Source organism: Comamonadaceae bacterium M7527 (assembly GCA_021044545.1).
Taxonomy (GTDB): Bacteria; Pseudomonadota; Gammaproteobacteria; order Burkholderiales; family Burkholderiaceae_C; genus RS62.
This window is the reverse complement of sequence record CP087990.1, coordinates 350764-365689: the sequence shown is the minus strand read 5'-3', so window position 1 is coordinate 365689 and position 14926 is coordinate 350764. Positions and strand designations below refer to the sequence as shown.

At 55.8% G+C, this 14926-nt stretch carries 15 protein-coding genes and 1 tRNA gene; 6 read left to right on the top strand and 10 right to left on the bottom strand.

The genetic code is table 11. From position 1 onward, the window contains the following. The first annotated feature begins 6 nt into the window (after positions 1-6). The 6 genes from LN050_01730 to fba are packed head-to-tail and all read left to right on the top strand — an operon-like array spanning position 7 to position 6971. Positions 7-891, top strand: a complete 885-nt coding sequence (locus tag LN050_01730; protein UFS56613.1) for a phosphoribulokinase — start codon at positions 7-9, stop codon at positions 889-891. Positions 892-903: 12 nt separating this feature from the next. Next, positions 904-2988 (top strand): transketolase, encoded by a 2085-nt coding sequence (gene tkt, locus LN050_01725; GenBank protein UFS56612.1) that lies wholly within the window; start codon positions 904-906, stop codon positions 2986-2988. Between the two features lie 9 nt (positions 2989-2997). Then, complete coding sequence (locus tag LN050_01720) at positions 2998-3687, top strand: phosphoglycolate phosphatase (GenBank protein UFS56611.1); 690 nt, start codon at positions 2998-3000, stop codon at positions 3685-3687. Then, positions 3684-4691, top strand: a complete 1008-nt coding sequence (gap, locus tag LN050_01715) for a type I glyceraldehyde-3-phosphate dehydrogenase (GenBank protein ID UFS56610.1) — start codon at positions 3684-3686, stop codon at positions 4689-4691. The genes LN050_01720 and gap overlap by 4 nt, the downstream gene beginning before the upstream one ends. Before the next feature lie 13 nt (positions 4692-4704). Beyond that, positions 4705-5898 carry a phosphoglycerate kinase gene (locus LN050_01710; GenBank protein UFS56609.1) on the top strand — a complete coding sequence of 398 codons (1194 nt, stop codon included), beginning with the start codon at positions 4705-4707 and terminating at the stop codon, positions 5896-5898. Between the two features lie 35 nt (positions 5899-5933). Continuing rightward, positions 5934-6971, top strand: a complete 1038-nt coding sequence (gene fba / locus LN050_01705) for a fructose-bisphosphate aldolase class II (GenBank protein ID UFS56608.1) — start codon at positions 5934-5936, stop codon at positions 6969-6971. Positions 6972-7220: 249 nt separating this feature from the next. On the opposite strand, the gene LN050_01700 is transcribed toward fba, so the two are convergent. The 10 genes from LN050_01700 to dnaQ all read right to left on the bottom strand — a co-directional run bounded on the left by LN050_01700 (position 7221) and on the right by dnaQ (position 14911). Beyond that, positions 7221-8153 (bottom strand): patatin-like phospholipase family protein, encoded by a 933-nt coding sequence (locus LN050_01700; GenBank protein ID UFS56607.1) that lies wholly within the window; start codon positions 8151-8153, stop codon positions 7221-7223. Further along, entirely contained in the window at positions 8150-9142 is a 993-nt protein-coding gene (locus tag LN050_01695) for a fatty acid desaturase (protein ID UFS56606.1), read from the bottom strand. The genes LN050_01700 and LN050_01695 overlap by 4 nt, the downstream gene beginning before the upstream one ends. Then, positions 9139-10035: an acyl-CoA desaturase gene (locus LN050_01690; GenBank protein ID UFS56605.1), complete on the bottom strand. Its 897-nt coding sequence runs from the start codon at positions 10033-10035 to the stop codon at positions 9139-9141. The genes LN050_01695 and LN050_01690 overlap by 4 nt, the downstream gene beginning before the upstream one ends. Positions 10036-10042: 7 nt before the next feature. After that, the gene (locus tag LN050_01685) at positions 10043-10945 is read right to left on the bottom strand and encodes an alpha/beta hydrolase (protein ID UFS56604.1); all 903 of its coding nucleotides are present in this window, start codon (positions 10943-10945) and stop codon (positions 10043-10045) included. Next, complete coding sequence (locus LN050_01680; GenBank protein ID UFS56603.1) at positions 10942-11208, bottom strand: acyl carrier protein; 267 nt, start codon at positions 11206-11208, stop codon at positions 10942-10944. Before LN050_01680 ends, LN050_01685 begins: the two co-directional genes overlap by 4 nt. Before the next feature lie 12 nt (positions 11209-11220). Continuing rightward, positions 11221-11652: an acyl-CoA thioesterase gene (locus LN050_01675; protein ID UFS57292.1), complete on the bottom strand. Its 432-nt coding sequence runs from the start codon at positions 11650-11652 to the stop codon at positions 11221-11223. Positions 11653-11657: 5 nt separating this feature from the next. Continuing rightward, complete coding sequence (locus tag LN050_01670; GenBank protein UFS56602.1) at positions 11658-12530, bottom strand: cyclopropane-fatty-acyl-phospholipid synthase family protein; 873 nt, start codon at positions 12528-12530, stop codon at positions 11658-11660. Between the two features lies 1 nt (position 12531). Continuing rightward, positions 12532-13386, bottom strand: a complete 855-nt coding sequence (locus LN050_01665; GenBank protein ID UFS57291.1) for a ferritin — start codon at positions 13384-13386, stop codon at positions 12532-12534. Between the two features lie 698 nt (positions 13387-14084). After that, positions 14085-14159 (bottom strand) — tRNA-Val (locus LN050_01660). A 35-nt stretch (positions 14160-14194) separates the two neighbouring features. Then, positions 14195-14911, bottom strand: a complete 717-nt coding sequence (gene dnaQ, locus LN050_01655) for a DNA polymerase III subunit epsilon (GenBank protein UFS56601.1) — start codon at positions 14909-14911, stop codon at positions 14195-14197. Positions 14912-14926 lie beyond the last annotated feature (15 nt).

Here is a 14926-nt window from a genome sequence, read left to right as displayed (position 1 = left end):
GACACCATGTCTGAACGCCACCCCATCATCGCCATCACCGGCTCTTCTGGTGCCGGCACGTCCACTGTGACCCGTACCTTCTCCAACATCTTTCGTCGTGAAGGTGTGAAGGCCGGCATCATAGAAGGCGACAGCTTTCACCGCTACGAACGCCTAGAAATGAAAAAGCGGCAAGCCGAAGCCGAAGCCGCTGGCAACAAGAATTTCAGCCACTTTGGTTCTGACAACAACTTGTTTGGCGAGATTGAAAACCTGTTCAAAACCTACAGCGAAACAGGCCAGGGCAAAGCACGCAAGTATTTGCACAACGCCGAAGAAGCCGCGCCCTACAAACAAGAACCAGGCACCTTCACACCCTGGGAAGACCTGCCCCAGGACACGGACATGCTGTTTTACGAAGGCTTGCACGGTGCAGTGGTCACCCCTGAGCACAACATTGCGCAATACCCAGACTTGCGCGTGGGCGTGGTACCCGTCATCAACCTCGAGTGGATACAAAAACTCTGGCGCGACAAAAACCAACGTGGCTACAGCACAGAAGCAGTCACAGACACCATCTTGCGCCGCATGCCCGACTACGTGAACTACATCGTGCCGCAATTCGCGCACACGCATGTCAACTTCCAGCGTGTGCCCATGGTCGACACCTCCAACCCGTTCATCGCACGTGACATCCCAGCCGCTGACGAAAGCATGGTGGTGATCCGCTTTGCCAACCCCAAGGGCATCGACTTTCAGTATTTGCTCAACATGATCAACGACAGTTTCATGTCGCGCGCCAACACCATAGTAGTACCCGGCGGCAAGATGGAAATCGCCATGCAATTGATCTTCACCCCCTTTGTGTGGCGAATGATGGAGCGCCGCAAACGCGCGCTCGGCCAAGGCTAAGGAAACACACCTATGACAAATGCCCCCACCGCCCAGCTCGCTCGCCAGATGGCCAACGCCATCCGCATCTTGGCTGTTGACGCTGTCGAAAAAGCCAAATCAGGCCACCCCGGCGCTCCCATGGGTATGGCCGACATAGCCGAAGTGCTGTGGAACCGCCACCTGCGCCACAGCCCCAACAACCCACACTGGATAAACCGCGACCGCTTTGTACTGTCCAACGGCCACGGCTCCATGCTCATCTATGCCTTGCTGCATTTGACAGGTTACGACCTGCCCATGTCCGAGCTTGAAAACTTCCGCAAGCTGCACAGCAAAACCGCCGGTCACCCCGAAGTGGGCGTCACCCCTGGCGTGGAGACCACTACGGGACCGCTAGGCCAAGGCATTTCCAATGCAGTGGGCATGGCATTGGCAGAAAAGCTTTTGGCGCAAGAGTTCAACCCCGCCAACAACGAGCAGCTCAACATCATTGACCACTTCACCTACGCTTTTCTGGGCGACGGTTGCTTGATGGAAGGCGTCAGCCACGAAGCCTGCTCTTTGGCGGGCACCTTGCGCTTGTCCAAACTGATCGCGTTTTGGGACGACAACGGCATCTCCATAGACGGCCACGTAGACGGCTGGTTCACCGATGACACCCCCAAGCGCTTCGACGCTTACGGCTGGAAAGTGATCACCCATGTCGATGGCCACGACCCCGCAGCCATTGACCGCGCCATTCAGGCCGCCCGTGCCCAAAGCGCACGCAGCGATGGCAAGCCCACGCTGATTTGCTGCAAAACCGTCATAGGCCAAGGCTCGCCCAACAAGGCCGGCACGCACGATGTACATGGCGCAGCTTTGGGCGCGGCCGAAGTGGCCGCCACACGAGAAGCCCTCGACTGGCATGATGAACCCTTCGTCATTCCCCAAGCCATTGCCACCGCATGGGATGCGCGTGCACGTGGTGCGATGTACGAGAAAGAATGGGAAGAACGCATGGTCGCTTACCGCAGCCAGTTCCCAGAGAAAGCGGCCGAGCTGCAGCGGCGCATAAAAGGCGAACTCAGCAGCCAATACACCGCAGGTTTAAGCGCCGTGTTTGAAGCCGTATGCGCCAAAGCCGACAGCATAGCCACACGCAAAGCCAGCCAACATGCGCTGGACTTGTTGGCCCCATTGCTGCCCGAGTTTTTCGGTGGCAGCGCAGACTTGACAGGTTCTAACCTGACCAATTTCAAGACCTGCAAAATCGCCAAGCGTGACCAGTGGGGCAACCACATGTCTTATGGCGTGCGCGAGTTCGGCATGGCCGCCATCATGAACGGTATCGCCTTGCATGGTGGCTACATGCCATACGGCGGCACCTTCCTGACCTTTAGCGACTACAGCCGCAACGCCATACGCATGTCGGCTTTGATGAAGCAGCGCGTCATTCATGTGATGACCCACGACTCCATAGGTCTGGGTGAAGACGGACCCACACACCAAAGCATAGAGCACGTTCCCAGCTTGCGGTTGATTCCTGGCCTCGATGTGTGGCGTCCTGCAGATGGCCTGGAAACAGCAGTGGCCTGGGCCTGCGCTGTTGAGCGTCATGACGGCCCTTCTTTGCTGGCCTTGTCACGCCAAAACCTGCCCCGCTTGCTCGACAACGCGGCTGATGCGCACAAGGTGCGCAAAGGCGGCTACATTTTGAGCGACATGGCCGACGCCAAGGCCATCATCATTGGTACAGGCTCTGAAACCATGTTGGCCATGCAAGCACAAGCCCATTTGGCCGAGCAAGGCATAGCGACACGCGTGGTGTCCATGCCATGTACCCATGCGTTTGACCGCCAACCCGAGGCTTACCAAAACATGGTGTTGCCCCTTGGCTTGCCCACGGTGGCGGTCGAAGCGGCGCATCCAGACTTCTGGCGCAAGTACGTGGGTCGCACCGGCGTGGTGATTGGCATTGCCACGTTTGGCGAATCTGCGCCTGCGGCTGATTTGTACAAACACTTTGGTATCACCACAGAACGTATCGAGGTTGCCGTCAAAAACCTGGTGCACCGCAACAACCACAAACACGATGTGCCCTTCCCTGACCACATCGTGCCATCAACCAACTGAGCAATAAACATGACGTCTACCTTGAAACTGGTCATGTTTGACCTCGATGGCACACTGATAGAAACAGCGCCCGAGATTGCAGATGCCGTCAACGACACGCTGACGCATCTGGGTTTGCCCTCGGTGACATTGAAGCAAGTCAATGACTGGATAGGTCACGGCACGCACACGCTGTTGATCAGCGCCTTGGCGGACGTGAAGCAAACCACCACCGATGACATTCGCGCCTGGGATGGGCTGTCTAACGCCAGCACGGTGTTCAATGGGTTTTACCAACAGCGTTGTGGCACGCGCAGCAACTTGTACCCCCATGTGCGCACGGTGCTGGATGTGTTGGCCCCAAAAGGGGTTCGCCTCGCCGTGGTGACCAACAAAGAGGGACGCTTCACGCAAACCGTCTTGAAGGCCCACGCCATGGACAACGTCTTTGACATGGTCATCAGCGGCGACACCTTGCCCACCAAGAAACCCAACCCGGCTGCTATCCAACATTGCCTGGACCACTTTGGCATAAAGCCTGAAGAGGCAATCTTCATAGGCGACTCCTCCATAGACGCGGCCACTGCCCACAACGCAGGTGTCCGTGTGTGGTTGCTGCCTTATGGCTACAACATGGGCGAGCCTGTGAGCGCCTCAAACCCCGACCGGGTTATTCCTGACTTTCTACCTATCCTCTCTTTACTGGAGCCCGCATCATGACTTTAAAAATTGGTATCAACGGATTTGGTCGCATTGGCCGCATGGTGTTTCGCGCCGTCACACAAGAAGCCGAGTTCAACGACATAGAAGTGGTGGCCATCAACGACTTGCTTGAACCAGACTACCTCGCCTATATGTTGCAGTTTGATTCGGTGCATGGCCGCTTCAAAGGCAGCGTAGCCGTAGACGGCAAAGACCTGTTGGTCAACGGCAAAAAGATACGCCTGACCGCCGAACGCGACCCCGCCAACCTGAAATGGGGCGACGCAGGTGTAGACGTGGTGGTGGAAGCCACAGGCCTCTTCTTGACGGGCGACAGCTGCCAAGCCCACATCAATGCCGGCGCCAAAAAAGTGGTGCAGTCTGCCCCCTCCAAGGACGACACCCCAATGTTCGTCTTCGGCGTGAACCACAGCAGCTACGCAGGCCAAGCCATTGTCTCGGCCGCCTCTTGCACCACCAACTGTTTAGCCCCCGTGGCCAAGGTGCTCAATGACAACTTCGGCATCAAGCGCGGTTTGATGACCACAGTACACGCTGCCACTGCCACACAAAAAACGGTGGATGGCCCCTCCAGCAAAGACTGGCGTGGTGGTCGCGGCATTTTGGAAAACATCATCCCATCGAGCACGGGCGCGGCCAAAGCCGTGGGTGTGGTCTTGCCTGAGCTGAACAAAAAGCTGACTGGCATGGCCTTTCGTGTTCCGACCTCTGATGTGTCTGTGGTCGACTTGACCGTGGAGCTGAACAAGGAAGCCAGTTACGACGACGTTTGCAAGGCCATGAAAGCCGCCTCCGAAGGTGGGCTCAAAGGCGTGCTGGGCTACACCACCGACAAGGTTGTATCCACAGACTTCCGTGGTTGCGCCATGCCCTCCATATTTGATGCCGAGGCTGGCATCGCTTTGGACAATACGTTTATCAAAGTCGTGGCCTGGTATGACAACGAATACGGCTACACCTGCAACATGATGCGCTTTGTCAAGCACGTCGGCAGCTGCTGATTGCGAGGCCACCATGCATTTCTTGAGATTCTCTGACGTGTGCACCAACGGCTGGGCCAATGGCAAACGTGTTTTCATCCGTGCGGACCTGAACGTGCCCCAGGACGACCAAGGCCACATCACCGAGGACACCCGCATCCGCGCCTCTGTACCCTGCATTCAAATGGCCCTGGACGCAGGCGCTGCTGTCATGGTGACCAGCCACTTGGGCCGCCCCACCGAGGGCGAGTTCAAACCCCAAGACTCATTGGCCCATGTCGCCAAACGCTTGGGCGAGCTGCTGGACCGCGAAGTGCCGCTGCTGGCCAACTGGGTAGACGGCGTCACAGTGGCTCCGGGCGAACTGGTCATGCTCGAAAACTGCCGCGTCAACAAAGGCGAGAAAAAGAACACGCCTGAGCTGGCCCACAAACTCGCCGCGCTGTGCGACATCTTTGTACACGACGCCTTTGGCACCGCCCACCGCGCCGAAGGCTCAACCTACGGCATTGCACAGTTTGCCCCCGTGGCTTGTGCAGGCCCCCTGTTGGCCGCCGAGATGGATGCCATCACCAAAGCCCTGGCCAACCCCAAACGCCCCTTGACCGCCATCGTGGCGGGTAGCAAAGTCAGTACCAAGTTGACCATTCTGACTAGCCTGGCCAACAACGTAGACCAACTCATCGTGGGCGGCGGCATTGCCAACACCTTCATGCTGGCAGCTGGCCTCAACATAGGCAAGAGCCTGGCCGAGCCAGATTTGCTGGACCAGGCCAAAGCCGTGATGGGGATCATCAAGGCGCGTGGCGCAGAAGTGCCAATCCCTACCGATGTGGTCACTGCCAAAAGCTTTGCCGCTGACGCCGTGGCAACCATAAAGCCAGCCACTGAGGTGGCCGACGACGACCTGATCCTGGACATAGGCCCACAAACCGCAGCCAGACTGGCCGCACAGCTGATGAAGGCAGGCACGATTGTGTGGAATGGCCCCGTGGGCGTGTTCGAGTTCGCCGCGTTTGAGAACGGAACCAAGGTGATTGCGCAAGCCATTGCCGAGTCAAGCGCATTCAGCATCGCAGGCGGCGGTGACACTTTGGCAGCCATTGCCAAGTACGGCATAGACAAGCAGGTGGGCTATATCTCCACCGGCGGCGGCGCATTCCTGGAGGTGCTTGAAGGCAAGACCTTGCCAGCGTTTGAGATCTTGACCCAACGCGCAGCCGCTTAATCAACATGTTTTAAATCGCAACAGGAGACAACATCATGGCATTGGTTTCATTACGCCAAGTTTTAGATCACGCGGCAGAGCACGGCTACGGCGTGCCCGCATTCAACGTCAACAACCTTGAACAAGTTCAAGCCATCATGGAGGCTGCACAAGCCACTGACAGCCCAGTGATACTGCAAGCCTCAGCCGGCGCTCGCAAATATGCAGGCGAAGCCTACTTGCGCCACTTGGTGTTAGCCGCCATAGAGACCCACCCTGACCTACCCGTGGTCTTGCACCAGGACCATGGTGCGTCCCCCGCCCAATGCCAGCAATCCATTCGCTCCGGCTTCTCAAGCGTGATGATGGACGGCTCGTTGATGGAAGACGCCAAAACGCCCGCCAGCTACGAATACAACGTGGGCGTGACGCAACGCGTCTGCGACACGGCGCATGCAGTAGGCGTGTCCGTGGAAGGTGAATTGGGTTGCCTGGGCTCGTTAGAGACTGGCGAAGCAGGCGAGGAAGACGGCGTGGGCGCAGTGGGCAAACTGAGCCACGAGCAAATGCTGACCGACCCCGAACAAGCCAAAGACTTTGTAGCCCAAACCGGCGTGGATGCCCTGGCCATTGCCATTGGCACCAGTCACGGTGCATACAAATTCACCCGCCCACCTACAGGCGACATATTGGCCATTGACCGCATCGAGGCCATTCATAAAGCCATACCCAACACTCATTTGGTCATGCACGGCAGCTCCAGCGTGCCTCAAGAGTGGCTGGAAATCATTCGTCAATACGGTGGTGATATCAAGCAAACCTATGGCGTGCCAGTAGAAGAAATTGTGCGTGGCATCCAGCGCGGCGTGCGCAAGGTCAACATAGACACAGACATCCGCTTGGCCATGACCGGCGCCATGCGTCAGCTGTTTGCCCAGCAACCCAGCGAATTCGACCCACGCAAAGCCCTGATCGCCGCACGCAGCGCCGCCCAACGCATTTGTGAAGCCCGCTTTGAAGCCTTCGGCTGTGCAGGCCATGGCTCCAAGATCAAACCCATTGCCTTAGAGGCCATGGTCAAACAATGCTATTGAAAAAAGGGGCCCCGTAGGCGGCTCTACTAATTAAGCGGTGTTACTCAACCGGTACGCCACCGGACTGAGTCCCTTTAAACGCGTTTTTGCACTGCTGACAGCTGATTGCAACTGGCGGCCGACATTCGTAAGGCCGCCGAGGCTCACGCGGCTGCCTCATGGCGAACAAGTTCAGGCAACTTCAATCGCTGCACCTTGCCAGAGGGGCCGCGAGGCAGTTCATCAACGATATACAGCTGCTTTGGCGTTTTAAATTTGCCAAGTGTCTACATCCCCATTACGGATTGGATTTCCTCCGCCCAATTGCAGCACGGCCGCTGCATCTTCACGGCCTAAGCGGAAGGCGGAATCTACAGTCGCTTGCTTGGTACAGTCCCAAGTTGAAACTGGTATTGGTCGGCTCGGCTGCCAGTACAAACGCTCGCGCAAACGGAACACGGTTGGAAGTTTCGGATAGTGGCGAGTAAGCATGACCAGTGTTCCATTGCGCTCCGCCAAATTCTGAGCAGGGATTGGCGCGTTGTCGGTATAGCCGCCGTCAAAGCCATAGTCGCCAGCAATTTTTACCGCAGGCATGATTGGAGGAGGTGCCGCTGCAGCCAGCAGTATCAGGTGCGCTTCAGACGCACTGCCGCAACGCGTGATATCTATAAATTCTTGGCGTAGTCCCAAAAAACTAGGCAAGCGTGGGTGGATACCATGCCCAATTTTCTTGTCGACTAGATACGCCGCCGTGCCCAGGGCAACGCTGATGCCCAAGCCAAGCAGGCGCGCCGGCCGGGTAATCCCAACTTGTAGCGAAGCATCGCAGCTACGTAACTGATCGAAAGTCTTGTCATTGACGAAAACATTGAGCCAGGATGGATAGATGTCTTGATGCGCGAACCGAAGTCGGCCATGCCACAGACCTTGCCAATCGAAAATACGAGTGTTCTCTCCATAAAGGGTACGACACGCATCCAATGCTGACTCGGCGCCGGTTGTCAGACAGGAGGCGGCGATTGCAGCACCCGCACTGGTACCAACCCACTTCCGAGGCAACGACCATCCGGCATCAAGCAAGCAACTAATTGCGCCTGCTTGCCACCAACAGCGGTTGCCACCGCCAGCTAGAACCAATGTCGACAGCATCGACCAGTCTTGAGCGTTCGGAAACGATGCCGTACTCGCGCCCAAGTTCACGGATTTGACTCTCCATAAGTTCCGTAGGCCAGAGCACCCGAAATGAGGCGTGGCGAGAAAGCGGCCATGAACTGTGAAACGACAATCGGCTCAGCCGCACGGTACCATTCAGTGCTGACAAGCCAACGATGAAGTGCTGGTAAACGCCAGCATGGAACCCGTGGATAGAGGTGGTGCTCTAGGTGGTAATTGGTGCCGAGCATCAAGAGCGTGAACAGCGGCGAGGTACGGCTCCGTGCTTTATTGTCGTGCTCGGTTCCCGTACCTGCATGCTCTTGGTAGGGGTTAATCCCTGTGATCATTAATGTGGCTATCAGTGGTGCAATGAACATGCAAACCGCCAACAATGGTGCGCTGATACAAATTGCGATCAGGCCCGCCATAAGTAGCAGATGCCACACTACATTGACTAAGCAAAGCAAGCGCAACGTGTGCAAAGGCAGGCAGTAGGTGCCAGCCTTGGTATCGATGTGACCCATCAACAATGTCAGCGCCACACGGCGATAAGCGGCATTGGCCGATAACCTTGCCAATAGTAGGCGAGACCAGAAATTGCGGAAGCGCCTGAACTGCATGCAATCAGGGTCGAGCGGTTCATTCGTATATCGGTGATGCTTCCAATGGGATAGCGTGAACCCGATACCGATGAATCCCGGAATGCACGCACTGAACATGATGCCAATTAGTCCACTTATGGCTGGTCGACGATGTAGATTGCAGTGGAAGCCCTCGTGAGCGGTACCTGCTAGCATGAAAAATCCGAAGCCTGCAATCACCGATAGCAGCAGTGAAGCAGAGAGACGCACGGCGAGAGGCCAGTCAGTGGTCTGAACGACATAGGATAACCAACCGGGGCCTATCGAGAGCAGTAGCCCATAGCCAAGGTAAAGTGACGTCTGCAATAGCGATTGTTCGAAAAAATGTCGCGGCGGCAGCGGGGGAAGTACCGTCGATGGTGTGGTAATGGTTAAGGGTATGACGCTTGTCATGATGTCGTGATTCGCTGTTCGTTTCGAATATGCACGGGCACCCTGTGAAGATCCCAGACCAGCCCCAACATTGCAAGAACGCGCAGGGTTAAGTAGGTGATATCGAGCTCCCACCAACGGAAGCCTGTCGTCGCCGAGTTCATATAGCGGTGATGGTTGTTATGCCAGGAAGCACCGAGCGAAACAAGACTTAGTAGCCAATTGTTACGCGAAGTATCGGAGGTGTTATAGGTTCGGTAAGAAAACCAACTTTTGGCGTCCTGCGGGTAGCCATGAGCGAAAGCATTAACGAGCAGCGAGCCCTGCAGTGAGATAAAGGTCGGCACAAAGAAGCCCCAGACCACGGCGGCAAACCCAGCATCTTGGCCCAGCAGAGAGGTCCAGCGGCCAAGCGCATAGAGACCAACTAGCAACAGGTACGGAAAAACATAGTGATACTTATTAATCCAGACCAGTTCTGGATACTTTGCAAAGTCCTTCACTTCGTCTAAGTTGGTATCGCAGTACTGCTTGTCGAAAATCCAGCCCAAGTAGGCGTACGCCCGGCCTTTACCGACTGGTGTATGCGGATCGCGCGGCGTGTCCGAATATCGGTGATGTGCCCGGTGGTGGCACACCCACCAGAGCGGTCCACGTTGGCCAGACGACGCGCCCAGACAAGCCAACACGGCCTGAAAGAAGCGTCCTGTCTTGAAGCTGCGATGCGCGAAGTAGCGATGATGACCACCCTCCCAACCAAAGGTTCGTAGATAAAAGCTCAGCGCAGCAAGCATCAATAATTCCGAACTTGCAGGAACCCACAATATGGCCAAACACCCAAAATAAACGATGATGACGCGCAGCCTGATCAGCGTCGTGCTCTCCGAAGCCTGGATACCGGTAGATGACAGCATCTGGACCTTAGGCGGAAGCGTTGAAAAAGTCGGTAACGCGCACAATGACTTGCTGGTCACGAAGAATTCGGCGATGCCCTTGACCGCTCGTACTTAAAAGAGTCAAGCCGGGGCGCGCAGCAGTCGCCATGATCTTCTCAGCGTGGAAGTAGGGAATCTCGTAGTCATCGCGATCATGAACCATCAACAGCTCGCCGGGAAAACGCTGCGCGAACTTGCCTATGTCAAGCGAGGCCCAGTTGAGCTTGCCCTCATAGCGCTGCTCAAGTGCTGATCGCATCTTGACCAGGACCACCTTCGGAATTCCGAGTACCTCGCCGAAGCGATCAGTCACCCAGATCGCATTCGAGAAGCAACCAATGAGGGCCATTCGAGGGACATTGAAGCCAAATCTCTCCCAAGCGAACAGAGAGTTTCCTGCACCGAACGAGTGACCGAGCATGCCATGCACTGGCCCGAAATGATTGACAACCGCATTGATGGCGGCCGAATACTCCATCATGTCAGTCTGCTTGCCCGCGGAGGCACCATGCGCCGGCGCATCGAAACCAACAACGCGAAAACCTGCGGAGGTAATCGGTTCAATGAAATTTCCGAGCTGAGAAGAGCGCCCGCCCCAGGAATGGCATATGACAATCGTGCGATTGCCGCTTCCCCAAGTGTAAGTTTTGAATTGCTTGTCGTCGACCGACAGCGCGCCGATCGTGGCACGCTCAGCAAAGGGGCGCTCCCAACCGGGTGTTTTGACACGCGGCGGTGACAGGAACAACTTCAGTGCGAGGTTCGCCGCCGCGTCCGGCATTAGTCTGGCAAACAAGGGGAACAGCGAACGCGCGAACTTCGCTACTGGCTTGTCGGCAAAACCACCGGGGGCGGATGCGCCGGAGGTCGGCTCGGCTATCTCGGTCATACCGATGTCTTTGGCGTAGCGTTGATGCATCGCATGGCCTCGATTGCAGCGACTAATTCACCTACCGTAACAAAGCTGCGCGCCTGCTCTTCATCAAATTGAATTTTGAACTGGTCTTCAAGTGCCATGACTATCTCGACGCTAGCGAGAGAGTCGGCTTGCAAGTCATCGCGTAGCGAAGCCTCGGGAACAATTTTTTCACGCTCAATATCAACGATATCGAGAATAATGTCGCGGGCTTTGTGGAGTATTTCTTGTTCCACATTAATCTCCTGTTAATTGTTGGTTTCAGCTACACGAGCTGCTATGACAGGCGGCACTCGGACCGGGTTGAAGGTATCTGGATCGATAAAGACACCGACTTGCAGCGCTCGCATGCACAGAACATTTGCATCTGCTTCGCGGAACGTAAAGCGAATCGTCCAACTCGTACGCAGACATCGTTCAATCCAAGCCCGACCGACTACAAGCACACCCATGCGAACCGGTCGCAGATAATCAATCTCGCTGCGCGCAATCACCGACAACTGCCGTCGTTCAAACAGACCCTGATCGTCGAAGTGATCGGCGATCAGCTGAAGTCGCATACGCTCAAGCCAGCGCGGTGCCACCGTATTACTGAGGAAGCCAGTGAAATCGACCTCATATGGCATTGGTAAGAAGTTCGCTTCTGCTTGAAGTTGCTCGTCGCGTGGCTCGTCCAGCATTGCGTTCACGACAGCACGGTCCCGATTGAAAGTTCGGGACACAAAGACATCTGAACTAAATCGGTCACGCCGCTTTCAAAGCTTCTCTCGGCCGCCTCGAAATAGCGCAGATAGTGATCGACGACCGCCGATCCAAATTTCTCAGTCGCGAGTTTGCGTTGCCCAAGTAACCTCTCCCGCCAACAGGCCAGCGTACGCGCATAGTCTCTGCCTATTCGACGAATCTCTGCCGCTTTATACAGGCCACCCGAACCTGCGAGGATATCGGCCTCGCTTGGCAGGGCTGAACCGGGGAAAACTTTGTCCAACAAATAGCGCGCATCGCGCGCCTCTTGTAGGGTTGCCGGATTGCGCGCGGTCACAATAGTCTGTAGACCTAGGTGGGCGGTTTCAGTAGACACTCGTCGGCAGGTGGCGAAAAAGTCCCTATAGATGCCAATCTGTTGGCCGGTCATGCGCTCGACACGCGAGACAAAGTGCTCGAAAGCACCAACCGAGATGATTGCATCATAGAGCTGCATCGGATGGTGATCACGCCAAGACTGCAACTCCGCGCTCACCTCTGGCGAAGCTTCGGCAGCGATATAAGCCAACTGATCGTTGCTGAGCGTCAAGCCATGTGCGTTGCGCGCGTGGTAGACGCTGACCGCATGAGCCATCAATCCGCCCCAGCCGCAGCCGACATCAAGCAGACGCGTGTCTGCCTTGACCGCCGCGAATTGACAGATACGATCGACTTTAGCGCGCTGAGCTTCCTCTAACGTCTTGGCATTGTCCCAGACCGCACAGCTGTAGGCGCGGAATTCGCGGTCTAGGAAGATGGCATAGAACGCGTTGTCAACATCGTAGTGGAACTGAATATCTTCTGAAGTGGCCAACTTATGCCTCCAAAGGTTCGGGCAGTTCGTGCCGCTGCACGCGCAACGAATCCCTGAATCGCCTTAAATCGTGTGCATCAGTGATTGGTGTGGCGAATAATGTGGAAAGATTGCCGAGGATGCCTCGCTCGACGCACGCCTCCCATTTCTGACTGAACTTGATCTCATGATCGAGCCAAGTTGATAGCCAGGCGGGATCCGGCAATCGGGCATTGACGGTGTCGTTCGGATAAAGCGACTTATTGACATGCAAATTCGTCGGATGCATGGCCTTGTTCAGTCGCGCGTTGGTCATCAAAACGCCGACTTTAGTGAACGCCTGAGCGGCATCGACCTCCGTTATCTTTAACGCCTTGGACATGTATGCGTAGTAGGCCCGAGCATGACGAGCCTCGTCGGTAGCCAGTGTTGCATAGATATGGCGGATGACCGGCTCGGTGTGGTATTCGCGGGCGCAGCGGTACCATTGGTTGAGTCGGACTTCTCCACAGAAATGTAGGGCCAGGCTTTCCAGTGCTGGAGCCGGGTCAAAATTAAAGCGCACGGCCGCCAGTTCTGCCTCAGTTGGCAGAAAATCAGGCGCAAATCGCCGGAGATACTCGAGCAGGGCGAGGCTGTGCTTCTGCTCTTCGAAGAACCAAATCGATACGAAGGCGGCGAAGTCTATATCGTGTTGGTTATCGCGCAGAAACATCTCAGCGGTCGGCATTGCGGACCACTCAAGGATGGCATTCATTTTAATTCCATGCACCTGCCGATCACTGAGCTTGGTGCGCTCGAAGTTATCCCAAGGGATATCGTGTGCGAGACTCCACCGTGCCTGCTCCATGGAGTCGAAAAGCCTTGGATACAGCATTTCAAGGCCACTCATACTGGACATGCCTCGACCACACATGGCAGCAGTTCTAGCATCTCAGCTTCGGCCAGTAGCGCGCCTATGCAGGTGCCACATCCCTTGGAGCAGCCTGTGTACTGCTCAATCATTTCCTTGCTAGGCAGCGGCGCGTTGCGCTGCCGATCCAAAATTTCATCGAACGATGCATTCGAACACAAGCAATACACTATAACTCCTTTGGATTAATAAATACCCGCTTACTATAATACAAAAGTGGTCTATAAAGCAATGCCTTGCTGAGGCTATGTGTATAGCGTCAACTGCTCTCGTTGCGTCTCGAGTCATTACAAACGCGCCGCAAAAATACGATGATTGCTGTCATTTGCAAGGGCAGCAACGCATGGCAAAGACCATGCGTCGGTCGCTGGCCAGACGCTTGGGTCGCAACATCGGAGACTGAATCGCCCTGGGTTTCGTGGAGGCCCGTTGGATTAACACAGAACGCCTGTGTCGATCGCTTCAACAGGACGGTGCGATAGTGGTATATCTCCAGGTAGCAGGATAGATTCGATTCACGAAACACTGTGCCCGTGAACCGTAAAACTAACCAAACCAGCCCTGAAACATAACAATAGTAGTAAAGCGTGTTCATACTACTTTTGGGCGTAAAAAAAGCACCTAGAACTACTCGTAGGTGCTTGATTTAACTGACTAATTGCTGGTGGGCGGTACAAGGTTCGAACTTGTGACCCCTGCCGTGTGAAGGCAGTGCTCTACCACTGAGCTAACCGCCCGGCTAGCCTTTTATTATAGCCCGGTTTTGGGTGCTTTAACCAGCAGCCTCAGCCGCGCGGCGCCACACGCTGCCTTCTTCGCAAGCCTTGTCCAGCGCGCTCAACACTTGCTCGTGCGCGCTCAGTTCTGCGTCGCTGGCAGTGAGTATGGGTAGCTCGAATTGTGCGAGGTCAACGGCTTTAACGTGACCTTGGCCGTTGGTGCTGCGGTCGTCCAAATCCATTAGCAGCGCGTCTTGACCGCGCGTCATATTGACGTAGACCTCGGCCAATATTTCGGCGTCCAGCAACGCGCCGTGCAGGCTGCGGCCTGAGTTGTCCACTTCCAGGCGGTCGCACAGCGCATCCAGGCTGTTGCGTTTGCCAGGGTACAGATCTTTGGCCATGGCCAAGCTGTCTATCACGCCTGACGTAATGTCGGATATGGGCGGCATGCCCAGCAGCGCAAACTCGTGATTTAAAAAGCCCACGTCAAACGGCGCGTTGTGAATGATCAGCTCGGCGCCTTGCAGATAGTCCACCACCTCTTGTGCAATAGCAGCAAACTTGGGCTTGTCGGCCAAAAACTCTGTGGTGATGCCGTGTACTTTCAGCGCGTCTTCGTGGCTGTCGCGCTCGGGGTTGATGTACAGATGCAGGTTGCGCCCAGTGGGCTTGCGCTGATAAAGCTCTACACAGCCAATCTCAATAATTCGGTCGCCGTCATGAGGTGACAGGCCAGTGGTTTCGGTGTCTAAAACAATTTGTCGCATGCGCTGATGTTAAGC